The following is a 25,231-nucleotide window of genomic DNA, read 5'->3' as shown; positions in this document are numbered from 1 at the left end:
TTCCGGCCGGCTACCGTTCCCGGTCACCACAGCATCGCCGTCACCGCAGCATCGCCTCCAGGAAGTCCGAGCCGAGCCGGGCGCTGGACGACAGGTCCAGGTGGTAGAGCATGTACCGCCCGCGCCGCTCGGTGATCAGCAGCCCGGCCTTGCGCAGCACGGCCAGGTGGCGGGACACCTCGGCGGCGCTGAGCTGCCAGGAGGCGGCCAGTTCGCCGGTGGTGTGCGGGCCGCGTGCGATGGTGCGGGCGAGGAAGTTGCGAAGAACGCGGACTGGCAGTCCTCCAGCATCCTGCGCACCAGCGCCCGGACGGCGGACGGGTCGGCGAGCAGCCGGTCGGCGAACGCGGCCTGCCGGGGGCCGGGTCGCTGGGCGGCACCTCGGGCGCGATGGGCATCGCGGCGGTAGCGGTGCTGTACACGCTGGGCGAGATCCTCTACACCGGCTCGGGTACGGCCCTGGTGACGGCGTCCGCGCCGCCGCACGTGCTCGGGCGGGCGCTGACGGCGCTGACGGCGCTGACGGCCGCCGGGCCCGGGTTGCTGTGGGTCCGCCTGGCGACGACCACGGCGGTCGGGGCGCTGGCGGTGCTGCGGCTCGCGCCGGCCGAGTCCGAGTAGCCCGGGCCGGATGGGATGATCATCGGTATGGCCCTGACCCCCTTCCAGCAGCAGCTCCACGACCGGGTCACCGCCGCCACCGAGGTGACGGCCCCGCCGAGGCCCTGGCGGCCCGTCGGCCGGGGCCTGATCCCGGTCGGCGCGCTGCAGGGCATCGGCTTCGCCGTCCACCCGGAAACCGGGCACGACCTGGTGCTGAGTGTCTCCAGCAGCGGGCACGGCCTGTTCGATGCGGTGACGGGCGAGAAGCTGGAGCGCGAGTACGACCCGGAGGAGGACCCTGACGGCGCGGACCTCTCCTGCCCCGGCATCGGCCCGGTCGCGGACGTCCGGATCCCGGTGGCCGGGATGTGGGGCGGCGGCCTGCACAACCGTGCGGCGGGCGGCTGGGGAATCGAGGTGATCTCCCCGGAGTGGCCGAGCCACCGCGTCCTGCTGACGGCCGGGCCCTGGAGCGGCGAGCACGGCACGGCCTGGTGGCACGTCTTCCACGCCGGCTGGTCCGAGTTCCGCGCCGCCGGGTTCTCCCCCACCGGCCGCACCCTCGCCGTGGCCACCAGCAGCGACCTCGCGCTCTGGACCCGGCACTGACCTTCCGGATGCGGACGCCGCCGCCAGCACGGATGCTGGCGGCGAGGCGTGCCCGGCCAGAGGAAGGACTGACCCGCATGAGCGCACGAAATGAGCGAATCATCGAAAGGTGCGCGTTGCGCGAAGCGCACGCCGAGCGAAGCGAGGTGGGCGCATGAGTGCTCTCGGCTTCGAGGTCATCGACAGCCCCGACAGCTCGCTCAACAAGACCTCCGTCCTGGTCACCGGCCCGAACAACGCCCTGCTGGTGGACGCCGGGTTCACCCGCTCCGACGGGCGCCGCCTGGTCGAGCGGGTGCGTGCCAGCGGCAAGCGGCTGACCACCGTCTTCATCAGCCACGGCGACCCGGACTTCTACTTCGGCGCCCAGGAGGTCCAGGACGCCTTCCCGCAGGCCCGCTTCCTGGCCACCGCCTCGACCGTGGAGCACATCCAGGAGACCTTCGACGCCAAGCTGCGCGCCTGGTCCCGCCTCGGCCCCGAGCTGCCCACCAGGCTGGTCCGGCCGGAGGTGCTGCCCGGGGACGAACTCGTCTTCGAGGGGCACCGGTTCGAGGTGCGCGGTGCCGACTTCCACCTGCCCGACCGGCACTACCTGTGGCAGCACCACCACCGCGCGGTGCTCGGCGGGGTGCTGCTCTTCGAGGGCCTGCACGTGTGGACGGCCGACACCCCCACTCCCGCCCAGCGCGCCGCCTGGATCGACCTGGTGGACGGCATCGAGGCGCTCCACCCGACCTGGGTGGCGGCCGGCCACCGGGTCGCCGACGCGCCCACTGACCTGAACGCCATCGACCACACCCGCGCCTACCTGCGCGCCTTCGAGACCGAGCTCGGCCGGGCGGCGGACGCGGCCGCCGCCAAGGAGGCGCTGGAGCGGCGCTTCCCGCAGCTCGGGCTGAGGATCGCGGTCGACATCGGCACGAAGGTCGCCATGGGCGAGATGGCCTGGGGTTGAGCGCGCGATGATCGAGATCCCCCGGGACGTCGCCACCTTCGCCGAGTCCGCCGCCCCCGCCGACGTGGTCCGCCGCCAGTACCTGGCCTCCGCCCGGGGCGACCTGTCCGCGCTGCGCGCCACCCTCGCCGACGACGTCGAGTGGACCGAGATGGCCGGCTTCCCGCTGGCCGGCACCTACCGCACCCCGAAGAGCGTCACCGCCCACGTCATGGAGCGCCTGTCCGCCGATTGGGACGACTGGACGGCGCACGACGACACCTATGTGGTGGACGGCGAGAACGTGGTGGTCCTGGCCCGCTACACGGCCGTCCACAAGGCCACCGGAAAGCCGCTCGCGGTCCGGGTGGCCCACCACTTCACCGTGCGCGGCGGCCGGATCGTCCGGTTCGAGCAGTTCACCGACACCGCGTTGGTCCGGGAGGCGATGACGCCGTAGCGCGGCGCGTTCGGCCGCCAGGACCGCACGTTCGGCCGCAGCACCGCGCATTCACCCGAACGGGCGAGCGTGGCGCGGCGCGCCCGTCGCGGTCTCGACACGCCACCCGTACGGCGACACGCTGGGGCCTGATCTGCGGCGAGAGCGAGGAGTTGAGCATGGCGGGCACGGAAACCGAAGCGGGACAGGGGCGGGAGCGTCCGATCGTGATCGTCGGGGCGTCCCTGGGCGGCGCCAAGGCGGCCGAGGCACTGCGCGAGGCCGGGTACCGGGGCGGCATCGTCCTGATCGGAGAGGAGCACGAGCGCCCGTACGAGCGGCCGCCACTGTCCAAGGGCTACCTGCTCGGCAAGGAGTCCCGGGAGAAGATCTACGTCCACCCGCCGCAGTGGTACGCCGAGCACGACGTCACGCTGCGCCTGGGCATGGCGGTGGCCGCGATCGACCCGGCCGGACACACCGTGACGCTCACCGACGACGGCCGGGTGGAGTACGCCAAGCTGCTGCTGACCACCGGCTCGGTGCCGCGCCGGCTGCCGGTGCCCGGCGCGGACCAGGAGGGCGTGCTCTACCTGCGCCGGGTCGAGGACAGCGACCGGATCAAGGAGGCGCTGCGCCCGGGCGCCCGGATCGCGGTGATCGGCGCGGGCTGGATCGGCCTGGAGGTGGCGGCCGCCGCCCGCACGGCGGGCGCCGAGGTGACCGTCCTGGAGGCGATGGAGCTGCCGCTGCTGCGGGTGCTGGGCCGGGAGGTCGCCCAGGTCTTCGCCGACCTGCACCGCGACCACGGCGTGGACCTGCGCTTCGGCGTCCAGGTCACCGAACTGACCGGTGCCGACGGCACGGTGAGCGGCGTGAAGCTCGGCGACGGCGCCGAGGTGGCAGCCGACGCGGTGGTGATCGGCATCGGCATCGCCCCCGCCGCCGGGCTCGCAGAGGCGGCCGGGCTGGAGGTCGACAACGGCATCAAGACCGATCAGCACCTGCGCACCTCCGACCCGGACGTCTACGCGGCCGGCGACGTCGCCAACGCCTTCCACCCGCTGTTCGAGCGGCACATCCGGGTCGAGCACTGGGCCAACGCCCTCAAGCAGCCACAGACCGCCGCCCGGGCGATGGTCGGGCGGTCGGACGCGGTCTACGACCAGGTGCCGTACTTCTTCACCGACCAGTACGACCTGGGCATGGAGTACGTCGGCTACGTCGAGCCGGGCGGCTACGACCGGGTGGTGTTCCGCGGCGACCCGGCCACCCGCGAGTTCATCGCGTTCTGGCTGTCCGGCGGCCGGGTGCTCGCGGGGATGAACGTCAACGTCTGGGACGTCACCGACCCGATCCGCGAACTGGTCCGCTCGGGGCGGGTGGTGGACGCCGACCGGCTGGCCGACCCGGGCGTCCCGCTCGGCGAGGTCTAGGGGCCCGTCCCGCCGGGGACGCCGTGCCACGGCATCGGCCTCTCACCGGTGTCGAGGACGGCGTGGAGGCGGGCGCAGTCGAGGCCGAGGCCGGCGAGCAGTTCGCCGTCGGCGCGGTCCACGTCCGACTGGGGCTCACGGCGGGCCACTTCATGGACGGCCGGCAGCGCGAGCAGGACGTGCTCGGTGCCGGGCGTACGGCGCCCGAACTCCCCGCCGACGACTGACATCGAGGCTACGCGTCCGCCGGCTCGCGCGGAGCGCGTCGCATCGCCCACAGCGTCGGCCCGTTCCCCGGCAGCCGGATCTCCTCCAGCACCTCGAAGCCGAAGTGCCCGTACACGGCGAGGTTCGCCTCCTTGGAGGACTCCAGGTAGACCGGCAGCCCCGCCTCGTCGGCCCGGGCCAGCCCGGAGCGCAGCAGCGCGGATCCCTGCCCCCGCCCCTGGGCGACCGGGTCGGCGCCGAGCACCGCCAGGTACCAGTGCGGTTCCTGCGGCGCGTTCGCGGCGGCCGCTTCGACGGAGCGCCGGAACGGCTCGGCCTGATCGCCGAGCAGGCCGGTCAGCTCGCGAATCGTCTCCGCGTCCGGGACGGCCTTGTCCTGCGCCTCCGGTGGCACCCAGAACGCGGCGGCGTTCTCGGTGCGCTCGCACACCCCGTGCGGCAGGTACTGCCGGGTGAGCAGCGTGGTGAAGTAACCGCCCAGCGCGGCCGGGCGGGTGGCGCCCTCGGGGAAGAACCAGCACATCATCGGGTCGTCCCCGAAGGCCCGCGCCAGTAGTTCGGCCATCGGCCCGGCGTCCTCGACCGTCGCCGTCCTCGGCACGATCGGCGTGATCGGCGTGTTTCGCGCATTCGGCGTGTTCGGCGTGTTCGGCGTGTTCGGCATGTTCGTCATCCGCATACGGACATTCTGCGCGTCCTTATCCCGGCCGCCCCTGCGGGGCCTCCAACTCGCCTGCCGGGCACAACCCCTGACGGAGAACCGCGAGCAGCCGGCCCCCGGGCGCGCTCGTCGGGCCCGGCGGACTCCCGGGTGGGGCGCGCGGACATCAATGCCTTGACGTCGGGCAGGTCCACGGCGCGCTGCCCCTGCTGCGGGCCGCCACCGACCCGGGCGCGACCGGGGCGGAGCACTACGCGCCCGGCGGCCTGGCCGAGTTCAGGGTCCACCCGGTCCACCCGGTCCGCCGCGGCTCCAGCCCGCTGTCCCATGACCCCGGGCTGCAGCGGCAGTTGTGGCAGGCCGCGGAGCAACTGGCCGGTGTGCTTCATCAGTTCGGCGGCAGCGATGGGCTGAGTGGAGTCGGGCGGTCTGGCCCGGCCTGGCCGCCGGGGCGGCGCAGTCGCTCGACCTGCTGCGCGAGGGAGCGGCGCACTCGCCGGGCCGGCCGGTGCGGGCGTGACCACCCCGATGCTCTGGGGTGCGATGCTGCTGAGCCGCAACGGCGCGCTCGCGTACGGCGGTTGGCACACGGCCGCCTTCCTGCCGGGTGGGCTCGCCTGCGGGGCGCTCGGGGCGGCGCTCCCGCTCCCCCGCCGCCGGAAGGCCTGACGGTTGATGGAGTGGCCGCTGCGGGCGGCGGACCCGCTGTCCGAACGGCGGCCACCCCACCGGGAGGCGCCGGGGGCGCCTCACCTGTTCTGCACCGGTCGCCGAGGGCTCCGGAGTACCGGCCGGAGCCCCGGGGTCCGGCGCGGTCCGCCCGCGCGGGCGGACCGTCCTCGGGAGGGCGCCTCAGGCCGGACGGTCCAGGCGCACCAGCGTCGCCCGCACCCTCCGGCGGGGCAGGGCCGTGGGCAGGGAGACCAGCAGCGCGGTGGCGGTGAACACCGCGAAGTGCCAGGCCTCCGGCCAGGGCCCGGACCAGCCGAGTTCGGCGTGCCGGTGTTCGGCGAAGGCATTGCAGCACACCCAGGCGGCCAGGCCGATCAGCGGCGCGGCGTGCGGTCGGCCGAAGCCGCCGACCAGGCCGCACAGCGCCAGGTACGCGACGAGGGCGAGCCAGCCGGAGTGCAGTTCGCCGAGCCCGCGCAAGCCGAGGGCGAGCAGGCCGCCACCGAGCAGGGCGACGGCGCCCGAGGTGCCCGTCGAGAGGCGGTCCAGCACCGGGTGGTAGCGGGTGCCGCCGGGGCGCGCCGAGTACATCCGCACCGCGGACTACCCCTTCGCCGCGACAAGTTCGGGCGCGGGGCCGACCGGCAGGTGCCAGCGGGTGCGGCGGTGGAGGGCCTCCAGGTCGTGCAGCAGCTCGGGCACCGGGACGGTCAGCACCGGGCAGCCGGCCTCCTTGGCGCAGTACGCGGACACCGAGCGCCGCAGCCGTCGGCGCAGCAGGCCGCCGCTCCGCCCGAGCACCAGCAGGTCGTCGGCCCGGCCGGCGACGTGCACCAGGGCAGGCCCGGACTCGCCGCGGATCACCACCGGCCGGATCGGCACCCCCGGGTCGGCCCCGCCGAAGGCCGCGTCCAGCGCCTCGTTCAGCCGCTGCTCGGCGGCGTCCCGTACGGCGGCCAGCAGCGGCGGGCAGGGCGAGCGGCGGTAGCCGAGCTCGCCGCCGGGCGGCTCCCAGGCGAGTACCGGCACCAGGACGGCGCCGCGCTCGCGGGCCTCGGCGACGCCGCGGTGCAGTGCCGCGAGGCTTCCGAGCGACCCGCTGACGCCGACCACCACCCTGGGGCCCGCGCTGTCCTGGTGCCGACCGTTGCCGTGCATGATCCGTCCTCGTCTGGTCGCGTCGTCCGTCGCTCTCCACCCAACCGCCGCCCGGGCGCCGACCAGCCGCTCTTGACGGCTTCCTGACGGCCTGGACGCCATTCCCAACGCACTCCATACGCGGACGGATCCCGGCCCGCCCTCACCCGTTCGGCCTACCCGGCGGGCGAGGATCACCTCCGGACGGGTGCCTGGCAGCGCCCATGCGGACCGGTATGCCCCACGGGCTGTTCGATATCGGACCTTCGAGGCCGTGCGGGGGCGTGGAGCGCGGCGTGCCCCAGGTCTTCGACTCGGCCTACGACGTGCGCAGGCTCCTCGCCGCCACCGCCCGGCTGCGCGACGGCGCCGAACTCGACGACCGGCAGCGCTCGCGGCCGATGCAGCTAGGCCGCGCACGGGAGATCGAGCAGGTAGGCCATCCCGCCGCCCGGGGCCGGTTCGACGGTGAGCTCGCCGTTCATCGCCTCCACGAAGCCCCGGGCGACGGTCAGCCCGACCGGCTCGGCCTCGCCCGGGGCGCTCACCCGCAGGTGGACGCGGCCCGCCACGGTGCCCGCGTCCACCGCGGCCGGGCGCCCGGCCGCCGCCAGCACGTCGGCGACGGCGCGCTCCAGCAGGCCCGGGTCGGCGAGCACCGGCGGCAGCCCGTCGCCCAGGGCGAGCCGGACCTCGCCGTTCCCGTGCAAGCCCGCGCCGGAGAGCGCGGCCGCCACCACCGGGCGCAGCGCGGTGGGCCGCAGTACCACCGGGATCTCCCCGGCCCGCAGCCGGCTGAGGTCCAGCAGGTTGGCGACCAGCCGCTCCATCCGCCGCACCCCGGCGTCGATCCGCCGCCGCTGCGGGGCCGGCAGTTCGGCGGCGTCCCGGCGCAGCACGGCCAGCGGGGCGCGCAGGTCCTGGCCGACGGCCTCCAGCAGGGCGGTGTGCAGGGCGTCGGTGTGGGCGAGGGTCTCGGCCGCGGCGGCCTGGGCGGCGAGCCGCTCGCGGTCGCGGGCCAGCCGCAGCTGGGTGACGTACGGGCCCAGCAGCCGGGTGTCCTCCTCGCTGAGGGCCGGTCCGCGCAGCGCGAGGACGGTGTCGGGGCCGAGCTCGACGGCGAGTGAGGCCTCGTCGGGACGCAGCGGGTAGCCGGCGCCGGAGGCGGCGGCGGGCTGCCAGAGCTGCCCGGTGCGGACCAGCACGACGGCGCCGTCCAGGCCGAAGACCTGGCGCAGTTCGGCGACCAGGTCGGGCAGCGCCCGGGCGCCGGATTCGACGGTCTCGCCCGCGAGGTGGGCGAGGCAGGCGGCCTCGGCGCGGGCCCGGTCGGCCTGTTGGGAGCGGCGGGCGAGGCCGTCGATCAGGTGGGCGATGATCCCGGCGACGGCGAGGAAGAGCAGGGGCACGGCGAGGTCGGCGCCGCGTCGGACGGTGAGGCTGTGCCAGGGCGTGGTGAAGAACCAGTCGGCGGCGAGCGCCCCGGCGACGGTGGTGCCGGCGGCGGGCAGCAGGCCGCCGAGCCGGGCGGTGGCGGCGACGGCGAGCAGCAGGCAGAGCAGCACGCCGCCGAGCGCGAGCGAGCCGCGCAGCGGGGAGAGCGCCCAGGCGAGGGCGACGGCGGTGGCCGGGCCGAGCACCCAGGCGAGCCGGCGCCGGGGCAGCGATACGGCGGCCGGGCGGCGGCGTCTGGGGGCGGGTGGGACGGCCAGCAGGCCGGGTTCGGGCGGGGGCACCACCCGGACGTCGATCGGGCCGGCCAGACGGATCACCCGGTTGATGACCGAGCCGGAGAGCAGTTCGCGCGGCCGGCTGCGGCTGGTGGGGCCGAGCAGGATCTGGGTGGCGCTCTCGGCGTGGGCGAAGTCCACCAGGGCGCGGGCGACGTCCCCGGCGTTGACCTCGACGTAGCTGCCGTGGAGTTCGTGCAGCAGGGCGCGCTGTGCGGCCAGGCCGGGCGGCTCGCGGGCGGCGGTGCCGTCGTCGGGGCGGATGTGGACGCCGATCAGGTCGCCGTGCACCCGGGTGGCGGTGCGGGCGCCGCGGCGGATCAGGTGCTCGCCCTGCGGGGCGCCGTTGAGGGCTACGACGATGCGTTCCTTGGTCTCCCAGGGGGCGTGGATGCCGTGCCGGGCGCGGTAGTCGGCGAGTTCCTCCTCGACCCGGTCGGCCAGCCAGAGCAGGGCGAGTTCGCGCAGGGCGCCGAGGTTGCCGGCCCGGAAGTAGTGGTCGAGGGCGATGTCGACCCGGTCGGGCGGGTAGATCCCGCCCTGGGCCATCCGGGTGCGCAGGGCCTCGGGGCTGAGGTCGACCAGTTCGATCCGGTCGGCGGCGCGGACGACCTGGTCGGGGATCCGTTCACGCTGGGCGACGCCGGTGATCTGCTCGACGACGTCGTTGAGGCTCTCCAGGTGCTGGATGTTGACGGTGGTGGCGACGTCGATGCCGGCGTCGAGGAGCTGGCGGACGTCCTGCCAGCGCTTGGGGTGGCCGCTGCCGGGGGCGTTGCTGTGGGCGAGTTCGTCGACCAGGGCGAGTGCGGGGCGGCGGGCGAGCAGGGCGGCCGTGTCGAGTTCGGTGAACCGGGCGCCCCGGTAGTGGACGGTCCGGCGGGGCAGCACCGGCAGGTCGCCGAGCTGCTGTTCGGTGCCCCGGCGGCCGTACGTCTCGACCAGGCCGACCACGACGTCCAGGCCCTCGTCGTCGCGCAGCCGCCGCCCCTCGGCGAGCATGGCGTACGTCTTCCCGACCCCCGGCGCCGCCCCCAGGAACACCCGCAGCCGTCCGCTCACCGCACCGCCTCCAGGTCCATGGTCGGCCGTGGATCGCCCGTGCGCACCAGATCTTGATGGTGCTATCGTCAGTAGCACCATGTTGCTGAAGCTGGACCTTGGCGACGCCCGCCCGCTGCACGAGCAGGTGGCGGGCGCGATCCGACGGGCCGTCGCGGAGGGCGAGTGCGCCCCCGGCGACAGACTGCCGCCCGCCCGGGAGCTCTCCCGGGCCCTCGGCGTCAACACCAACACCGTGCTGCGCGGGCTGCGCGCCCTGCGCGACGAGGGGGTGCTGGAGTTCCGCCGGGGCCGTGGCATCACGGTTGCCGCGGACGCCGGAACGCGCGCCGAACTGATTGACCGGGTACGGCAGTTGATCGCCGACGCGGCCCGGGCCGGCTACAGCAGGAACGATCTCGTGGATCTGATCAGGGGGATGTCGTGAGGAACGAAGAGCCCGTAGGAGAGCCTGTCCCAAGCCGGCCGGTACGCCGGGGGGCGCTCTTGGGGGCGGTGGCCTGGACGCTCGGCGTGCTGGCGCTGCTGATCGTGCTGCCGCTGGCCGCACGCGACCGGCTGCCGGCCCAGGTGGCGACCCACTGGAGCGGGCGCGACCCGGACGATTCGATGTCGGTGACGGCGGCGGCACTCTTCCCGGCCGGCGTCTGGCTCCTGGTGGCGCTCGGCGTCGCCGTCGCCCTCCGGTACCGGACCGACTCGGCCCGCCACTGGGCCGCCCCGGTGCTGGCGGCCACCGGGGTACTGCTGACGGGCGCGCAGACCTCCATCGTGCGCGCCAACCTGGACCGTGCCCGCTGGCAGGACGCCGCGCCGATGGGCATCGAGGTGGTCCTGATCGTCGTGGCGGCGGGCCTGGCCGGTGTGCTGTCCTGGCTGGCCACCCGCCCGGGCGCCACCGCCCCGGCCCGGCCCGGCACGCCGGTGCTGGAACTGAGGGCCGACGAGCGAACGGTCTGGCTCTCCCAGGCCGCCAACCCGTGGCTGCAGCTGCTCGCCGCCGTCACGGCGCTGATCCCGGTGACGGCCGTGCTGGTCGCCGTGGGCGGGCTGGCGGAGCCCGACTGGGCGACCGTCGTCATCCTCGCCCTCTCCTCCGTCGTCCTCCTGCTCTGCTCCTCGGTACGGGTCCGGGTGACCGACGCGGGACTGCGCGTCGGCTTCGGCCCGTTCGGCTGGCCCGCCCGGAAGCTGTCCCCCGCCGAGCTCGTCTCGGCCCGGGTCGAGCGGCTCACCGCCCACGGGGCCGGCGGCTGGGGCTACCGCGCCAACCGCCAGGGCACCACCGTGTTCCTTCGCCGGGGCGAGTGCCTGGTGGTCCGCACCGAGCGCGGGAAGGACTTCGCGATCAGCGTCGACGACGCCGACCGCGGGGCCGCCCTGTTGAACGCGCTGATCGCCCGCACCGGCAGCCCGACCCGCTGACGGCGCGGCCGGTCCGCCCCGCCCGAACCCTTCTGGACCCCGCCACCGGAGGCACCCGTAGGACCGCCTCCGGCGGCGGGCCCGTCCGTCTGCGGTCAGGCTGGTACGCGGTCAGGCCGGTGCGGTCGGCCCCAGGGCGGCGAGCGACTGCTGCGAATGGCGGCCGGCGGCGCCTGGAACGCCTCGATCGTCGCCGAGGTGGTCGACTACGGCGAGCTGCACGACTACGAAGCGGACGACGCCGAGTTCGTGCTCGAACCCGGCGCCGAGGCCGCGCTGTAGCGGCGTCGCGTCAAGTCGGCGCCGCCGCAAACCACCTGATCCAGTGGTGCGCCGGTCTGCTTTACGGGTACACCAGTTGACGGCCGCTTCGGTGCGGCGGAGACCGTCGACACCGCCCCACGTGATTCCCCAGCGGCCGGACGATCCGCGGGCCACGGCTGCCCGTACGGTAGGCGAGGAGGCGTCCGTGAGTGACGACCTGCGCAGCGAGAGAACTCCCGACCCCCCACAGCGAGAGAGCCTCCAGGACGAACGGACGGTCAGCTTCCTGCGCTTCGGCGTCGGGGCGATCGGCGTTCTGCTGCCGCCGGCGCTGCCGGTCGGCAACTGGTTGGCGGACGAGGTCATGGTGCGCGGCACGGACGGCTCCTGGCCGGCCTCGATGAGCGCCGCGTACTACACCGGGACGCGGAACGTCCTCGTCGGGGCGCTGTGCGCGCTCGGGGTGTTCCTGATCTGCTACCGCTTCGACCGGCGGGACGACCGGTGGAGCACGGCGGCCGGGGTGTTCGCCCTCGGGGTCGCGATGTGCCCGACGGCGCCGGGGGACCCGACGGAGGTGCAGCGGGTGGTCGGGGTGTTCCATCTGGTCTTCGCCGCGCTGCTGTTCGTGATGCTGGCGCTGTTCTGCCTCTACTCCTTCCGCAATCCGCGCTCGGCGCAGCCGGCCCGGGTCGGCGCGGCCTACCTGGCGGCGGGGGTGCTGATCCTGGTCGCGCTGCTGGCCGCGGCCGTCTGCGGGCTGTCCGGGTTCGGGGCGGACTGGACGGTGCGGCCGATGTACCTGTGCGAGTGGGTGGCGACCTGGGCCTTCGGCGCGGCCTGGATCGGCGCGGCGGTGGAGCTCGCGGCGGGGCACCGCGGGCGGGCCGGGTCCGGGGCGCTCCCCCATCAGGCGGTCGGGATCGAGGCACGGAGTCCGGACGCCCGGACCTGAGGGTTCGCCACTGACGCAGGCGGGCCTGGTCAGCCGGGCACGGAGACCAGGCCCGCCTCGTACGCCAGGATGACCAGCTGCACGCGGTCGCGGGCGTCCAACTTGGCCAGCAACCGGGTCATGTAGGTCTTCACGGTGGCGATGCTGAGCACCAGCTCGGCGGCGATCTCGGTGTTGGACAGACCCCGGCCGACCAGGGTGAGGATCTCCCGCTCCCGGTCGGTGATCACGTCCAGCCGGTGGGACGCCGGCGCCGCCCGCGCCCGTTGCAGCAGCGGCCGCTGCCCGGCGAACGCTCCGATCAGCCGCCGGGTGACGCTCGGTGCGATCAGCGCGTCCCCGGCGGCGACCACCCGGACGGCGGCGAGGATGTCGTCCAGCGCCATGTCCTTGACCAGGAAGCCGGACGCCCCGGCGCTCAGCGCCGCGTACACGTGCTCGTCCTCGTCGAAGGTGGTGAGCACGATCACCCGGGTCGGCCCGCCGGCGGCGGTCACCAGCCGGGTCGCCTCGATGCCGTCCGTACCGGGCATCCGGATGTCCATCACCACGACGTCCGGCCGCAGTTCGGCGGCCAGCCGGACGGCCTCGGCGCCGTCGCCGGCCTCGCCGACCACCTCGACGTCCGCGGTCTCGGTGATGACCATCTCCAGCGCGGCCCGCACCAGCGGCTGGTCGTCGGCCAGGACGACGCGGATCATGCGCTCACCTTCTCGGGGATGGGCAGCCGGGCCGCGACCCGGAAGCCGCCGTCCGGGCCCGGCCCGGCCTCGAACTCGCCGTGCAGCAGCGCGACCCGCTCGCGCAGCCCGGCCAGGCCGAAGCCGCTGCCGGGCACGGAGCCGCGACCCCTGCCCCGGCCCTGGTCGGTGATCTCGACCGCCAACTCGCCCTCCCTGCTGCGGTCCACGGTCACCAGGCAGTCCCGGGCGTCCGCGTGCCGGACGACGTTGGTGACGGACTCCTGGATGATCCGGTACGCCGAGAGGTCGATCTCCGGTGGCAGCGGCCCCTGTTCACCCGCACGCCGCACCGTGACCCGCAGGCCCGCGGCGGTGGTCGTCTCGGCCAGCCGGTCGAGGTCGGCCAGGCCCTGCGGGGCGGTGTCCGACGCCTCGCCGTCGGCCTGACGCAGCGCGACCACCATGCGGCGCAGGGCTGCCAGGGTCTCCCGCCCGGCGGCCTCGATCTCGCCGAGGGCCTGCTTGGCCCGCTCGGGCCGACTGTCGATGACCCGGCGGGCGGCGCCGGCCTGCAGGGCGACGATGCCGATGCTGTGCGCGACGGTGTCGTGCATCTCGCGGGCGATCCGCAGCCGTTCGGCGGTGACCGCCTCGGTGGCGGCCCGGCTGCTCAGCGCCTCGGCGTGCTCCCGGTTCTGCCGGAGCGAGCGCCCGGCCAGCCAGGCGACCAGGGCGAGCAGCGCGGCGCCGTCGGCCGAGCCGATGTGGGTGCCGGTGAAGACGCCGACGGTGCTGCCGCGCACCAGGCCGATGTGCAGCACCAGGAAGACCGCCACCAGGGTGAAGGCCGTGCGGGAGCTGCGGCGCGGGCGGGTGGCGGTGATCAGGAAGAGCGCGACGTCCACGGCGAGCAGCGCCGCCGGGGACACCTGGGTGTTGGCGGCCCAGCCGTCGGTCTCGGTCCAGGTGGCGATCAGCAGCAGGGTGACCGAGAGCACCGGTAGTCGGCGCACCAGCGCGGCGCCGAGGAAGGCCACCGCCGTGTCGGCCAGGGTGAACGCCAGGCCGCCGTGCTCGGCGGCGCCCCGGTGCAGCCGCGCGCCGCCGCCGAGCAGGACGGCGGGGTAGGCGGCAGCCACGCACCAGGCGAGGGCGACCCAGACCTCGGGCGGGATACGCCGGAACAGCGGGGGCGGGGGCGTCGCGGGCATGATCGAGATCGTAGCCAGGCGGGCGGGCGCCGTCATCCAACCGTGGTTGTACGGCCGGGGGTGACCTGCGGTGTCGACACCGGTCCGATGTGGCGGCGGGGCCTCCCCCGGCACCGTGGTGCCCATGATCGAAGTCACCGAGCTGACGAAGCGCTACGGCCGCCGGACCGCCGTCGACCGCCTCACCTTCACCGTCCGCCCCGGCCGGGTCACCGGCTTCCTCGGCCCCAACGGCGCGGGCAAGTCCACCACCCTGCGACTGATCCTCGGCCTGAACGACCCGACCGGAGGCACCGCCACCGTCGACGGCCGGGCGTTCCGCGGCCTGCCGCGCGGCCTGCGCGAGGTCGGCGCGCTGCTGGACGCCGGCGACGTGCACGGCGGGCGCACCGGCGCGGCCCAGCTGCGGGCACTGGCCCGCGGCAACGCGATCCCGCGCGGGCGGGTGGACGAGGTGCTGGCCGAGGTCGGGCTCTCCGATGCCGCCGGGCGGCGGATCGGCGGCTACTCGCTGGGCATGAAGCAGCGCCTCGGCATCGCCGGCGCGCTGCTCGGAGACCCGCCCGTGCTGCTCTTCGACGAGCCGCTCAACGGACTCGACCCGGAGGGCGTGCTCTGGGTGCGGCGGCTGTTCCGCCGGCTCGCGGCCGAGGGGCGCACGGTGTTCGTCTCCAGCCACATGATGGCCGAGATGGAGCACACCGCCGACCACCTGGTGGTGATCGGACGCGGACGGCTGATCGCTGACGAGAGCCTCACCGAGTTCGCCGCCCGCGCCGACCGGGCCGCAGTCACCGTCCGCGCCGCCGAACCCGACCGGCTGGCCGCCGTGTTGCGCGCCGCCGGCGCCACCGTACGGCCCGGCCCGGACGGCGCCCTGGACGTGACCGGCCTGGCCGCCGGCCGGATCGGCGAACTCGCCCTGGAGCAACGGCTGTTGCTGAACGCCCTGACCGATCGCGGCGCCTCCCTGGAGGAGGCCTTCATGGAACTGACCGCCGACAGCGTCGAATACCTCGCCGGAGAGCCCCGTTGAACACCACAACTCCCCGCCCCCGTAACCGCTTCGGCGACCTGCTCGCCGCCGAGTGGCTCAAGTTCTGGTCGCTGCGCTCGATCCCCTGGGTGCTCGGTGTCGGCACGCTGGTCGTCATCGCCGCCAACCTCAAGTCCGCCCAGTACACCCACGACCACTACGCGCCCGGCGAGGGCGATCCGGCGGTGATGACGCAGGTCGCACTGAACGACTCCTTCGACACCGCCTCCGCCGACATCCTGATGCTGCTCGCGGGCGGCCTCGGCACCATCGTCATCGCCGGCGAGTACGCGACCGGCCTGATCCGCACGACGCTGGCCGCCGTGCCCGACCGCCGGGCGGTGCTGCTCGCCAAGGCGGGCGTGCTGACCGCGGTGCTGCTCGGCTTCGGAGTGGTCAGCGCGGGCGTCTCCTTCGGCCTCACCCAGGCGATGCTGGCCGACCGGGGCATCGGCCAGTCGATCGGCGACCCTGCGGCCCTGCGGTACGTGGCGGCGGCCGCGCTGTTCGCTCCGGTGTGCGGGCTGGTCGGGCTCTGTCTCGGCACACTGCTGCGGCACAGCGCGGGCGCGGTGGTGGGCACCGTGGTGGTGCTGTTCTTCCTGCCGTCCTTCGTCACCGAGCGCTACCGCTGGACTGCCGACGTGCTGCACGCCCTGCCCTTCCCCGCCTGGCAGCGCCTGGCCCGCACCACGCTGACGGGCCTGCGGCCCACCGAGTACCCGGCCACGGTCGCGGGCTCCTGGACCACCTACGCGGTGTGGTCGCTCGCCTCGGTGGTCATCGCGGCGGTGGTGATCCAGCGCCGGGACCACTGACAGCGCGGTCGCCGCCCGGTCAAACCTCGCCGTCACAACAGCCGGGACCGCCCTACGCCCGCCGGCCCGCCACCTCGTCCGCCAGCGCCACCAGCAGCGCCACCAGGACCAGGCCCCCCGCCACCGCGACGCCCAGTTGGAAGGCCAGCGCCCAGTCCGGGTGGCGGCCGCCGGCGTGGGCGAAGAAGACCGAGCCGACCACCGCGATGCCGACCGCCGAGCCGACCCGCTGGGCGGTCTGCAGCACACCGCCCGCGCTGCCCGCGCGGGCGAGCGGGACGTACTGGAGGGTGAGGGTCTGGTTCGGAGAGATCACCAGGCCACTGCCCACCCCGGCGACCAGCAGCGGGCCGAGCGTCGTCCAGGCCACCAGGGGGCCCGACCACAGCTGCACCGCCAGGGCCGAGGCCAGCAGGCCGAGCAGCACCAGCAGCAGCCCCGCCACCACCAGCCGCCGCCCGAGCCGGCTCACCAGCCGGCCGCCGACCGCCGCCGCCACCCCCGAGCCGACCGCGAAGGGGGTGACCGCCAGGCCCGCCGTCAGCGCCGAGTAGTGCAGGCCCACCTGGAGGTAGAGCGTGAAGATGAAGAAGATCGCGGTGAACCCGGCGAAGTACACCAGCGACAGCAGCACCCCCGCCGCGTACGGGCGCACCGCGAACAGCGCCATGCTCACCAAGGGCTCGCGTCGCCGTGCGTAGTGCCGCTCCCAGCCGACGAAAACCGCCAGCAGCACCGCCGCCAGCGGCAGCAGCAGCCAGCGCGCCGAGCCGTGCCACTGCTGCGCCTGGACGAAGGGCAGCAGCAGCGCGACCGTCCCGGCGCCGAGCAGCAGCACGCCGACCGGGTCGAAGTCGCGGTGCCCGGCCCGTCCTGCGGTCGGGCGGGGCGCCGGGAGCAGCCGGTAGCCGATCGGCAGCGCGGCGGCGCCGATCGGCAGGTTGACCAGGAACACCCAGCGCCAGCCGTCCTGCGGGCCGAACAGGTGGATCAGCAGACCGCCGAGCAGCGGTCCGACGGCGGTGGACAGCCCGATGGTCGCGCCGAGCGCACCGAAGGCCCGACCGCGCTCGGCGCCCTGGAACAGGGTCTGGATGAAGCCGGACACCTGCGGCACCAGCACACCGCCGGCCGCGCCCTGGAACAGCCTGGCCAGCACCAGCCACTCCTGGTTCTGCGCCGCCCCGGCCAGCACACTGGCCGCGGTGAACAGGGCGAGCCCGGCCAGGAAGACGGCCCGTCGGCTGCGGGCGTCGCCGAGCCGCCCGGCCGGGACGAGCACCAGGCCGAAGGCGAGCGCGTAGCCGCTGAGCACCCACTGCAGGCCGCTGTCGGACATGTGCAGCCCGGCCCGCACGGTCGGCAGGGCGACGTTCACGATGCTGACGTCCAACAGGGTCATGAACCCGGCGACCAGGCAGACCGTGAGCGCCCGCCAGCGCCGTGCCTCGGCCCGCCCACCGGCGGCGGATGCGCCGGGCGGCTCGGGGTTCGCGGCGTTGCGGGAGGACTGGGCGATCATGGGAGCCCCTTCCCGGTGTCCGGGGGGATCAGGCTCGGCCCATCGTCGCCCGGCCCGCACCGCGCCGCCACCCGGGCCCGGGCGCGGGCCTCCACCCACCCGCACGGCCGAACCGGATCACACCCGGCCCGTACCAACCGGCCCGTACCTCCGGAGGCTGGCGGCATGACTGTCGCCAGCTGAGGCACGTCCGGTGCGGTCGGGCGCCTCACCGGACGGGTGCGGGCTCCTCCGGCGCGCGGGTGCCGGTGGGCGTTTCGTCGGCGCCGACGGTGATGCCCCGGCGCTTGGAGATCCACACGGCGAGGACGACGACGGCCAGGGCCAGCAAGGCGATGGCCAGCCGGAGTCCCAGGTTGGCATGCGGGCCGAAGCTGAGTTCGACGATCGCCGGCGCCACCAAGAGGGAGACCAGGTTCATCACCTTCAGAAGCGGGTTGATGGCCGGTCCGGCGGTGTCCTTGAAGGGATCGCCCACCGTGTCGCCGATGACGGTGGCTTCGTGCGCGGGGCTGCCCTTGCCGCCGTGGTGACCGTCCTCGACCAGCTTCTTGGCGTTGTCCCAGGCGCCGCCCGAGGTGGCCAGGAAGACGGCCATTAGGGTGCCCGCGCCGATCGCTCCGGCCAGGTAGGAGCCCAGCGGGCCGACGCCGAGCAGGAAACCGAGGGCGATCGGGGTCAGCACGGCGAGCAGGCCCGGGGTGACCAGTTCGCGCAGCGCGTCGCGGGTGCAGATGTCCACCACCCGGCCGTACTCGGGCCGCTCGGTGCCGTCCATGATGCCGGGCCGGGTCCGGAACTGGCGCCGGACCTCGAAGACGACCGCGCCGGCGGAGCGCGAGACGGCGTTGATCGCCAGACCGGAGAAGAGGAAGACGACGGCGGCACCGGCCAGCAGGCCGACCAGGTTGTTGGGCTGGTCGATGGCCAGGCTCAGGCTCGAACCGTGGGCGGCCGGGCCGATCTGTGCCTCGGCGGTCGCGATGGTGTCGGTGTAGGAGCCGAACAGCGCGGTGGCGGCGAGCACCGCGGTGGCGATGGCGATGCCCTTGGTGATCGCCTTGGTGGTGTTGCCGACGGCGTCCAGTTCGGTGAGCACCTGGGCGCCGGCGCCGGTGACGTCCCCGGACATCTCCGCGATGCCCTGGGCGTTGTCGGAGACCGGGCCGAAGGTGTCCATCGCGACGATCACACCGACGGTGGTCAGTAGTCCGGTCCCGGCCAGCGCGACCGCGAACAGGGACAGGATCAGCGAGCCGCCGCCGAGCAGGAAGGCGCCGTAGACGGCGGCTCCGATGGCCACGGCGGAGTAGACGGCCGCTTCCAGGCCGAGCGCGACGCCGGAGAGCACCACGGTGGCCGGCCCGGTCAGCGAGGTCTTGCCCACGTCCCGTACCGGGCGGCGGGTGGTCTCGGTGAAGTAGCCGGTCAGTTGCTGGATGACGGCGGCCAGCACGATCCCGATGGCCACCGCGGCCAGGGCGAACACCCGCGGGCTGCCGGCGTGCCGGGTGATCTCGGCAGACACCCCGTGCAGACCGGAGAAGCGGGCCGGGAGGAACGCGAAGACCGCGCCGGCCACCAGGGCGAGGGACACCACGGCGGAGGCGAAGAAGCCGCGGTTGATGGCGGTCATCCCGCTGCGGTCCGTGGGCCGCGGGGAGACCATCTCGATGCCCAGGACCGCCGTGAGCACCCCGATGGCGGGCACCACCAGAGGGAAGGTCAGCCCGTTGTCACCGAAGGCGGCTCTGCCCAGAATCAGCGCGGCGACCAGGGTCACGGCGTAGGACTCGAACAGGTCGGCCGCCATCCCCGCGCAGTCGCCCACGTTGTCACCCACGTTGTCGGCGATCGTCGCCGCGTTGCGGGGATCGTCCTCGGGGATCCCCTGCTCGACCTTGCCCACCAGGTCCGCGCCCACGTCCGCGGCCTTGGTGAAGATCCCACCGCCCACCCGCATGAACATCGCCAGCAACGCCGCACCGAAGCCGAAGCCCTCCAGCACCTTCGGCGCGTTCGCCTGGTAGATCAGCACCACCGTCGCCGCCCCCATGAGGCCCAGCCCCACGGTGAACATCCCCACCACCCCACCGGTGCGGAAGGCGATCCGCATCGCCCGGTGCGACACCCTTCGCACGATCGATGCCGCCGTCGGTCCCTCCCAGGACTCGACGGCCGGGACCGGCGCCGTCCCCGCGCGGGCCGCCGCCGCCACCCGAACATTGCTGCGCACCGCGAGCCGCATCCCGACGTACCCCGTCGTCGCCGAGAAGGCCGCCCCGACCAGGAAGAACACCGAACGCCCGATCCGCTGCCCCCAGTTGTCCGCCGGCAGCAGCAGAAGCACGAAGGGCACCACCCCTGCGAAGACGCCCAGGGTGCGGAACTGGCGCCTCAGGTAGGCGTTCGCACCCTCCTGAACCGCCCCGGCGATCCGCCGCATCGTCTCGGTGCCCTCGTCCGCTGCCAGGACCTGGCGGGCAAACGCCCCGGCCACCATCAGGGCTCCCGCCCCGATCACCGCGGCGATCACCAGCAGCGTTCGGCCCGACCCGGTCAACACGGGCGCGGCCGCAACGGACGCGCCCGCAGGAAAGATCCCAGCCATTCCGTCCTCCTTGACGTCGTGTCTGGGGCGCCAGGTGCGCGAATTCGCCGCCCGGGAACTGTCAGACCGAGGCTAACCCCGGGGGCTGGAGGTCTCCACGGGGGTTAGGGCAATCGCGTGCCCGGCATGCGGCGGCGGGTGATCCCCTCGAAGATGGTGCTGCCGACGCCGTCGGACGCCACGGATCGCGAAGGAGAGCGACATGGACTTCGAGGTGGACTTCGAGGTGATCGTCGAGATCCCGCAGGGATCACGGAACAAATACGAGATGGACCATGCCACCGGACGGATCCGCCTGGACCGGATGCTGTTCACGGCCACCCGCTATCCGGCGGACTACGGGTTCATCGAGGACACCCTCGGCGGAGACGGCGACCCCCTCGATGCCCTCATCCTCGTCGACGAGCCCACCTTTCCGGGATGCGGCATCACCTGCCGCGCCATCGGCATGTTCGTCATGACCGATGAGAAGGGGCCGGACGAGAAGATCCTCTGCGTGCCCGCCCACGACCCCCGCTTCGCCCGTCTGCAGGACATCGACGACATGCCCCCGCACGACCTGCAGGAGATCACCCACTTCTTCGAGGTCTACAAGGATCTCGAACCCGGAAAGTCCGTCGAGGGCTCCCACTGGGCGAACAAGGCCGACGCCTACGCCGAGATCGAGACCTCACGCTCCAGAGCCGCCGCCCGGTAGGCCTGCGCTGCGACCGCTCGACCTCCAGCTATCCGACGCGACGTCAGGAGCCGCTGCCATAGGGCCTGGTGATGACTTCCAGGCCGTGGCCGGACGGATCCCGGAAGTAGACGCCGCGGCCGCCGTCGTTGTGGTTGATCTCGCCGACCCGCTGCATGCGCGGGTCGGCGTAGAACTCGATGCCGCCCTGCTGGATCCGGGCGAAGATACCGTCGAACTCCTCCTCCGAGACCAGGAAGGCGTAGTGCTGCGGGGTGAGGTGCTCGGGATCGGCGGTGGCGAAGTCGAGGGTGACTCCGTTCGCAGTGGCAAGTGGCAGGAACGGGCCCCAGGCTGCTCCGAGTTCGAGGCCCAGGATGCCGGCCACGAACTCGGCGGACACCTGGCGGTCACGGGCGAAGACGATGGTGTGGTTCAGCTCGACGGACATGGCGGAATGCCTCCAACGGCATCAACACGTAGCCGCGGTGCGCGGCATTCCACTCAGCCGGCCTCCTTCGTCATGAACTACTGCACCACAACCGTGCCGTGCATGAAGGGGTGGATCGAGCAGATGTACGCGTATGTCCCGGGCGTGGTGAAGGTGTAGCTGTACGAGGCGCCCTGGTTCAGCGCCGCGGAGGCGAGCGGGCCGGAACCGGTGCTGGTCACCGTGTGAGCGTCGCTGTCGTTGTTGGTCCAGGTGACAGTGGTGCCCGTGCTGACCGTGAGCGTGCTGGGCGAGAACGCGTAGTTCGCTATGGTGACTTGCTGTGCTCCGGCGGCCGGGGCCTTGGGCACGGCCGTCAGGACCGTCTGCGACACCGCGGACGCGGCGACCCCGTGCGATTGTGCGGCCGCCGGGCCCCCGGCGCCGAGCGCGCCGAGCCCCGCGGCGACCACAGCGGCCACCAGGGGTCTCGCGATTCGACGGCGCGCATTGTCGCTGCTCTTGGTATTCCTGCGTGATATCTCAGTCATGATGCCCACCCGACGTGTGTTGGCTTTACGCAGGGCCTTCTTCAGCGTATCCCCGCGCCGCCGGACGGACATCTCAGCAGCCGGTGAAAGCCAGTGAGCACGGTTTTCGCAGGTCGGTCAGCCATAGGCGGATTCAGCCGGGCGAAGCCCTCCTGACGGCGGTACGGGAGGCAGTGGCGCACTGTTCCCCCACCTGTGCTTCTGTGGCTACCTGGGTGCCCCGGGACACGGAGAGGGCACACCGCTCAGAGCCTGCTCGATCGCTGCCGCGGATCAAGCGCGTCGCGTCCGGCGTCGGCGAGCGCGCCATGGCCGTCGCGTTCATCCACCGATGCCGGGCGGTCGGCTGACGCGCTGCCACGGCCGGGGACGAACGCACCGGCGCCCTCCGACAGGGACCGGTTCCGACACCTGCCTGTTATGTGGATAATCCCTTCCGTGACCTCAGGAACAGCCCGCCACAGGTGGCGGTCCGCGCTTCGCGCCTTCGTTCTCTTCCTCGTGTGCGGTGGGACCGCGCTCCTCGTCTGCGGGACGGTGACACCACGGCCTGCTGGTGTGGTGCCGTGGGGCGGGCTCCTGTTCGGGGCCGCCGTGTGTGCGACGCTCACCGCGCTGCTCCCACCTCGACGTCATCGCTGAACCTCTCCGGCCGAAGGCCGACGGGTCTCGTCGGCGTTGAGGTCGTACGCCACCGCGCGCGCCCGGCTGAGGGCGATCGCCGAGCCGAAGGAGTTGCTCTTCGCGACCACCAGCCACGGCATCAGGCCACCGCGCGGACGAGGCTGATCACGTACGCGGTACCGCCACCGGGCGCCTCCTCGACGGCCAGTTCGCCGTTCATCGCCTCCACGAAGCCCCGCGCCACCGCCAAGCCCGCAGGCTCCCCGACGGGAGCCTCGCGGACGGTCACCCGAACATCCACCCGCCCGGCCACCGCACCGGCGTCGACCACCACCGGCCCCGCTCCTGTCCGCCCTGCGGCCATGACGTCCGCGAACGCCCGTTCCAGCAGCCCGGGATCGGCCAGCACCCGAGGCAGTTCCGGCCCGACGTCGATACGGACGCCGCCCAGCCCCTCGGCAGCTGCCCGCAGCGTCTCCGCCACCACGGTCGGCCGCAGCACCACCGGCATCACCCCGGCCCGCAGCCGGCTCAGGTCCAGCAGGTTGGCGACCAGCCGCTCCATCCGCTCCACCTCCGCGCCGACCCGCTGCCCACCCGGGCCCGGCATCCGACCGGCCTCCCGGCGCACCACCGCCAGCGGCGCCCGCAGGTCCTTCCCGACGGCCTCCAGCAGCGCGGTGTGCAGCGCGTCGGTGTGCGCGAGCACCTTCGCCGCCGACGCCTGCGCGGCCAGCCGCTCCCGCTCCCGGGCCAGCTTCACCTGGGTGACGTACGGCCCGAGCAGCCGGGCGTCCTCCTCGGTCAGCGGCGCGCCGCGCAGGACCAGCACCGCGTCCTCGCCCAGGTCGACGGAGAAGGACCCCTCGTCGGGTCGCAGCGGCACCGACGCGCCTGCCGCGGCCGCCGGCCGCCAGAGCCCACCCGTACGAACCAGCACGGCAGCACCGTCCAGTCCGAACACCTGCCGCAGCTCCGCCACCAGATCGGGCAGCACCCTCGCCCCGGACTCCACCGTCTCCCCCGCGAGCCGGGTCAGCACCGCCGCCTCCGCGCGCGCCCGGCCCGCCTGCTGCGAGCGCCGCGTCAGCCCGTCGATCAGATGCGAGATCACCCCGGCCACCGCGAGGAACACCACCAGCGCCGCGACGTCCGCACCCCGCTCCACCGTCAGGCTGTGCCACGGCGTGGTGAAGAAGTAGTCCGCCGCCAGCGCCCCGGCCGCCGTACTGCCGGCCGCCGGAAGCAGCCCGCCCAGCCGGGCCGTCCCCGCCACCACCAGCAGCAGGCACAGCAGCACGCCGGACAGCGCCAGCGAATCGCGCAGCGGCGACAGCACCCAGGCCAGCGCGACCGCCCCGGCCGGCCCGAGCAGCCACCCCAACCGGCGCCGCCGGACCGGGACCAGCGCCGGGCGTCGGCGCCGGGGCGCGGGCGGCACCGTCAGCAGCCCAGGCTCCGGCGGCGGCAGCACCCGCACGTCGATCGGGCCGGCCAGGCGGATCACCCGGTTGATGACCGAGCCGGAGAGCAGCTCGCGCAGCCGGCTGCGGCTCGTCGGCCCCAGCAGGATCTGGGTGGCGCTCTCCGTCCGGGCGAAGTCCACCAACGTCCGGGCCACGTCGCCGCCGCTCACCTCTACGAAGCTGCCGCGCAGCTCCCGCAGCAGCGCCCGCTGCGCCGCCAGGCCCGGCGGCTCGCGCTCCGCCGTACCGTCGTCCAGCCGGACGTGCACGCCGACCAGGTCCCCGTGCACCCGGGCCGCGGTGCGGGCGCCCCGGCGGATCAGATGCTCGCCCTGCGGGGCGCCGTTCAGCGCGACGACGATCCGTTCCTTGGTCTCCCAGGGAGCCCGGATGCCGTGCCGGGCCCGGTAGTCGGCCAGCTCCTCCTCCACCCGGTCCGCGAGCCAGAGCAGCGCCAGCTCCCGCAGGGCGCCCAGGTTGCCGGCCCGGAAGTAGTGGTCCAGCGCCACGTCGATCCGGTCCGGCGCGTAGATCTCCCCCTGCGCCATCCGGGTGCGCAGCGCCTCCGGGCTCAGGTCGACCAGCTCGATCCGGTCGGCGGCCCGGACCACCTCGTCGGGGATCGTCTCGCGCTGGGCGACGCCGGTGATCTGCTCGACGACGTCGTTGAGGCTCTCCAGGTGCTGGATGTTGAGCGTCGTCGCGACGTCGATCCCGGCGTCCAGCAGCTCCCGCACGTCCTGCCAACGCTTCGCGTTCCGCCCGCCGGGCACGTCGGTGTGCGCGAGCTCGTCCACCAGCGCCAGGGCCGGGCGGCGCGCCAGCAGCGCGTCCACGTCCAGCTCTGTCAGCTCCGTCCCCCGATAGGGCACCGACCGCCGGGGCAGCACCGGCAGGTCCCCCAGCTGCTCCTCCGTGCCGTGCCGCCCGTACGTCTCCACCAGGCCGACCACCACGTCCAGCCCCTCGCCGCGCAGCCGGCGGCCCTCCCGGAGCATGGCGTACGTCTTCCCCACCCCCGGTGCCGCCCCCAGGAACACCCGCAGCTTCCCGGTCACACCCGCCTGGCCACCTCCTCCGTTTCCACGTCCATGCTCCGCCCTTCTGGAAGACAGGCCCTACCCGACGTGGACGCGTGGGCACCGGGAGCGGTCCGGCTCCGCCCCGCGCAGCACCTCCCGGGTGACCGGGGCGACCTCGCCCCGGCCGAACAGGAAGCCCGCCGCGTCGACGAAGCCACACCCGACGAACTCACCCTGCGCCCCTGTCCACGTCCCCGATTCCGGCGCCACCGAGGCGGCGGCAGGGCGAAAGGCTATGCGACCGGCAGCTCCGCTCCCGGCAACCGCCCACGTGGGTACGCCCGGTTGGTCCAGCGGCCGGCAGGCAGCCACCCGGCGCGTGTCGCCCCCGGAATCAACGCTCCGTCAAGGAGCCGGGAAGAA

General features: G+C 74.1%; 27 protein-coding genes and 1 pseudogene. 14 read left to right on the top strand and 14 right to left on the bottom strand.

Annotated features, from left to right (window positions below; genetic code table 11):
• Positions 1 to 40 precede the first annotated feature (40 nt).
• Together ACZ3UD_RS09825 and ACZ3UD_RS09820 are read right to left on the bottom strand one after the other, a co-directional pair.
• Positions 41 to 178, bottom strand: coding sequence for a hypothetical protein (locus ACZ3UD_RS09825; protein WP_465584583.1), 138 nt, complete (start codon positions 176 to 178; stop codon positions 41 to 43).
• Positions 179 to 315: 137 nt separating this feature from the next.
• Positions 316 to 486 (bottom strand): annotated as a pseudogene (locus tag ACZ3UD_RS09820) (hypothetical protein); the annotation flags it as partial.
• Between ACZ3UD_RS09820 and ACZ3UD_RS09815 the strand changes: the two are divergent.
• The 6 genes from ACZ3UD_RS09815 to ACZ3UD_RS09790 all read left to right on the top strand — a co-directional run bounded on the left by ACZ3UD_RS09815 (position 463) and on the right by ACZ3UD_RS09790 (position 4,251).
• Entirely contained in the window at positions 463 to 621 is a 159-nt protein-coding gene (locus ACZ3UD_RS09815; RefSeq protein WP_465584582.1) for a hypothetical protein, read from the top strand. The pseudogene ACZ3UD_RS09820 and the gene ACZ3UD_RS09815 overlap by 24 nt on opposite strands.
• A gap of 27 nt (positions 622 to 648) precedes the next feature.
• A complete protein-coding gene (locus ACZ3UD_RS09810; protein ID WP_465584579.1) occupies positions 649 to 1,212 on the top strand; it encodes a hypothetical protein in 564 nt (187 codons plus the stop codon).
• A 154-nt stretch (positions 1,213 to 1,366) separates the two neighbouring features.
• Positions 1,367 to 2,170 (top strand): MBL fold metallo-hydrolase, encoded by an 804-nt coding sequence (locus ACZ3UD_RS09805; RefSeq protein WP_465584576.1) that lies wholly within the window; start codon positions 1,367 to 1,369, stop codon positions 2,168 to 2,170.
• Positions 2,171 to 2,177: 7 nt separating this feature from the next.
• Positions 2,178 to 2,609 carry a nuclear transport factor 2 family protein gene (locus ACZ3UD_RS09800; protein WP_465584573.1) on the top strand — a complete coding sequence of 144 codons (432 nt, stop codon included), beginning with the start codon at positions 2,178 to 2,180 and terminating at the stop codon, positions 2,607 to 2,609.
• Between the two features lie 158 nt (positions 2,610 to 2,767).
• A complete protein-coding gene (locus tag ACZ3UD_RS09795) occupies positions 2,768 to 4,024 on the top strand; it encodes an NAD(P)/FAD-dependent oxidoreductase (protein ID WP_465584571.1) in 1,257 nt (418 codons plus the stop codon).
• 62 nt (positions 4,025 to 4,086) lie between these two features.
• Positions 4,087 to 4,251, top strand: coding sequence for a hypothetical protein (locus ACZ3UD_RS09790; protein WP_465584568.1), 165 nt, complete (start codon positions 4,087 to 4,089; stop codon positions 4,249 to 4,251).
• A gap of 8 nt (positions 4,252 to 4,259) precedes the next feature.
• Here the strand turns inward: ACZ3UD_RS09790 and ACZ3UD_RS09785 are convergent, their stop codons facing one another.
• Positions 4,260 to 4,817, bottom strand: a complete 558-nt coding sequence (locus ACZ3UD_RS09785; protein ID WP_465585092.1) for a GNAT family N-acetyltransferase — start codon at positions 4,815 to 4,817, stop codon at positions 4,260 to 4,262.
• Positions 4,818 to 5,429: 612 nt separating this feature from the next.
• Here ACZ3UD_RS09785 and ACZ3UD_RS09780 point away from each other — a divergent pair.
• Positions 5,430 to 5,582: a hypothetical protein gene (locus tag ACZ3UD_RS09780; protein WP_465584566.1), complete on the top strand. Its 153-nt coding sequence runs from the start codon at positions 5,430 to 5,432 to the stop codon at positions 5,580 to 5,582.
• A 183-nt stretch (positions 5,583 to 5,765) separates the two neighbouring features.
• On the opposite strand, the gene ACZ3UD_RS09775 is transcribed toward ACZ3UD_RS09780, so the two are convergent.
• The 3 genes from ACZ3UD_RS09775 to ACZ3UD_RS09765 all read right to left on the bottom strand — a co-directional run bounded on the left by ACZ3UD_RS09775 (position 5,766) and on the right by ACZ3UD_RS09765 (position 9,514).
• Complete coding sequence (locus ACZ3UD_RS09775) at positions 5,766 to 6,182, bottom strand: hypothetical protein (RefSeq protein ID WP_465584563.1); 417 nt, start codon at positions 6,180 to 6,182, stop codon at positions 5,766 to 5,768.
• 6 nt (positions 6,183 to 6,188) lie between these two features.
• Positions 6,189 to 6,743, bottom strand: a complete 555-nt coding sequence (locus ACZ3UD_RS09770; RefSeq protein ID WP_465584561.1) for a universal stress protein — start codon at positions 6,741 to 6,743, stop codon at positions 6,189 to 6,191.
• A gap of 386 nt (positions 6,744 to 7,129) precedes the next feature.
• Positions 7,130 to 9,514 (bottom strand): sensor histidine kinase, encoded by a 2,385-nt coding sequence (locus ACZ3UD_RS09765; protein WP_465584558.1) that lies wholly within the window; start codon positions 9,512 to 9,514, stop codon positions 7,130 to 7,132.
• A gap of 79 nt (positions 9,515 to 9,593) precedes the next feature.
• On the opposite strand from ACZ3UD_RS09765, the gene ACZ3UD_RS09760 reads away from it, so the two are divergent.
• The 4 genes from ACZ3UD_RS09760 (at position 9,594) to ACZ3UD_RS09745 (ending at position 12,158) form a co-directional block, all read left to right on the top strand.
• Positions 9,594 to 9,941: a GntR family transcriptional regulator gene (locus ACZ3UD_RS09760; protein ID WP_465584556.1), complete on the top strand. Its 348-nt coding sequence runs from the start codon at positions 9,594 to 9,596 to the stop codon at positions 9,939 to 9,941.
• Positions 9,942 to 10,009: 68 nt separating this feature from the next.
• Positions 10,010 to 10,939 (top strand): DUF1648 domain-containing protein, encoded by a 930-nt coding sequence (locus ACZ3UD_RS09755; RefSeq protein WP_465584553.1) that lies wholly within the window; start codon positions 10,010 to 10,012, stop codon positions 10,937 to 10,939.
• Positions 10,940 to 11,095: 156 nt separating this feature from the next.
• Complete coding sequence (locus tag ACZ3UD_RS09750) at positions 11,096 to 11,221, top strand: hypothetical protein (RefSeq protein ID WP_465584551.1); 126 nt, start codon at positions 11,096 to 11,098, stop codon at positions 11,219 to 11,221.
• A 187-nt stretch (positions 11,222 to 11,408) separates the two neighbouring features.
• Positions 11,409 to 12,158, top strand: a complete 750-nt coding sequence (locus ACZ3UD_RS09745; RefSeq protein WP_465584548.1) for a hypothetical protein — start codon at positions 11,409 to 11,411, stop codon at positions 12,156 to 12,158.
• A gap of 29 nt (positions 12,159 to 12,187) precedes the next feature.
• Here ACZ3UD_RS09745 and ACZ3UD_RS09740 read toward each other — a convergent pair whose 3' ends face one another.
• Both ACZ3UD_RS09740 and ACZ3UD_RS09735 read right to left on the bottom strand, forming a co-directional pair.
• The gene (locus ACZ3UD_RS09740; protein WP_465584545.1) at positions 12,188 to 12,859 is read right to left on the bottom strand and encodes a response regulator; all 672 of its coding nucleotides are present in this window, start codon (positions 12,857 to 12,859) and stop codon (positions 12,188 to 12,190) included.
• The gene (locus tag ACZ3UD_RS09735) at positions 12,856 to 14,052 is read right to left on the bottom strand and encodes a sensor histidine kinase (RefSeq protein ID WP_465584542.1); all 1,197 of its coding nucleotides are present in this window, start codon (positions 14,050 to 14,052) and stop codon (positions 12,856 to 12,858) included. The genes ACZ3UD_RS09740 and ACZ3UD_RS09735 overlap by 4 nt, the downstream gene beginning before the upstream one ends.
• 124 nt (positions 14,053 to 14,176) lie before the next feature.
• Here ACZ3UD_RS09735 and ACZ3UD_RS09730 point away from each other — a divergent pair, with 124 nt between their 5' ends.
• Positions 14,177 to 15,088, top strand: coding sequence for an ATP-binding cassette domain-containing protein (locus ACZ3UD_RS09730; RefSeq protein WP_465584539.1), 912 nt, complete (start codon positions 14,177 to 14,179; stop codon positions 15,086 to 15,088).
• On the top strand, positions 15,085 to 15,906 hold the full coding sequence (locus ACZ3UD_RS09725) for an ABC-2 transporter permease (RefSeq protein WP_465584537.1): 822 nt from the start codon (positions 15,085 to 15,087) through the stop codon (positions 15,904 to 15,906). Before ACZ3UD_RS09730 ends, ACZ3UD_RS09725 begins: the two co-directional genes overlap by 4 nt.
• A 52-nt stretch (positions 15,907 to 15,958) precedes the next feature.
• On the opposite strand, the gene ACZ3UD_RS09720 is transcribed toward ACZ3UD_RS09725, so the two are convergent.
• Complete coding sequence (locus ACZ3UD_RS09720; RefSeq protein ID WP_465584534.1) at positions 15,959 to 17,428, bottom strand: MFS transporter; 1,470 nt, start codon at positions 17,426 to 17,428, stop codon at positions 15,959 to 15,961.
• Between the two features lie 208 nt (positions 17,429 to 17,636).
• Positions 17,637 to 20,039, bottom strand: coding sequence for a sodium-translocating pyrophosphatase (locus ACZ3UD_RS09715; protein WP_465584532.1), 2,403 nt, complete (start codon positions 20,037 to 20,039; stop codon positions 17,637 to 17,639).
• A gap of 214 nt (positions 20,040 to 20,253) precedes the next feature.
• Between ACZ3UD_RS09715 and ACZ3UD_RS09710 the strand changes: the two genes are divergently transcribed.
• On the top strand, positions 20,254 to 20,736 hold the full coding sequence (locus ACZ3UD_RS09710) for an inorganic diphosphatase (RefSeq protein ID WP_465585090.1): 483 nt from the start codon (positions 20,254 to 20,256) through the stop codon (positions 20,734 to 20,736).
• Between the two features lie 43 nt (positions 20,737 to 20,779).
• On the opposite strand, the gene ACZ3UD_RS09705 is transcribed toward ACZ3UD_RS09710, so the two are convergent.
• From ACZ3UD_RS09705 to ACZ3UD_RS09690, 4 genes are all read right to left on the bottom strand, one after another.
• Positions 20,780 to 21,166, bottom strand: coding sequence for a VOC family protein (locus ACZ3UD_RS09705; RefSeq protein WP_465584530.1), 387 nt, complete (start codon positions 21,164 to 21,166; stop codon positions 20,780 to 20,782).
• A gap of 77 nt (positions 21,167 to 21,243) precedes the next feature.
• Positions 21,244 to 21,768: a cupredoxin domain-containing protein gene (locus ACZ3UD_RS09700; protein ID WP_465584527.1), complete on the bottom strand. Its 525-nt coding sequence runs from the start codon at positions 21,766 to 21,768 to the stop codon at positions 21,244 to 21,246.
• A gap of 560 nt (positions 21,769 to 22,328) precedes the next feature.
• On the bottom strand, positions 22,329 to 22,460 hold the full coding sequence (locus ACZ3UD_RS09695) for a hypothetical protein (protein WP_465584525.1): 132 nt from the start codon (positions 22,458 to 22,460) through the stop codon (positions 22,329 to 22,331).
• A complete protein-coding gene (locus ACZ3UD_RS09690) occupies positions 22,460 to 24,844 on the bottom strand; it encodes a sensor histidine kinase (protein ID WP_465584523.1) in 2,385 nt (794 codons plus the stop codon). Before ACZ3UD_RS09690 ends, ACZ3UD_RS09695 begins: the two co-directional genes overlap by 1 nt.
• Between the last annotated feature and the right edge of the window lie 387 nt (positions 24,845 to 25,231).

The organism is Kitasatospora sp. NPDC023118 (assembly GCF_055560875.1).
Note: the sequence above shows the minus strand (reverse complement) of the source record. Positions and strands in the feature narration are given on the sequence as shown.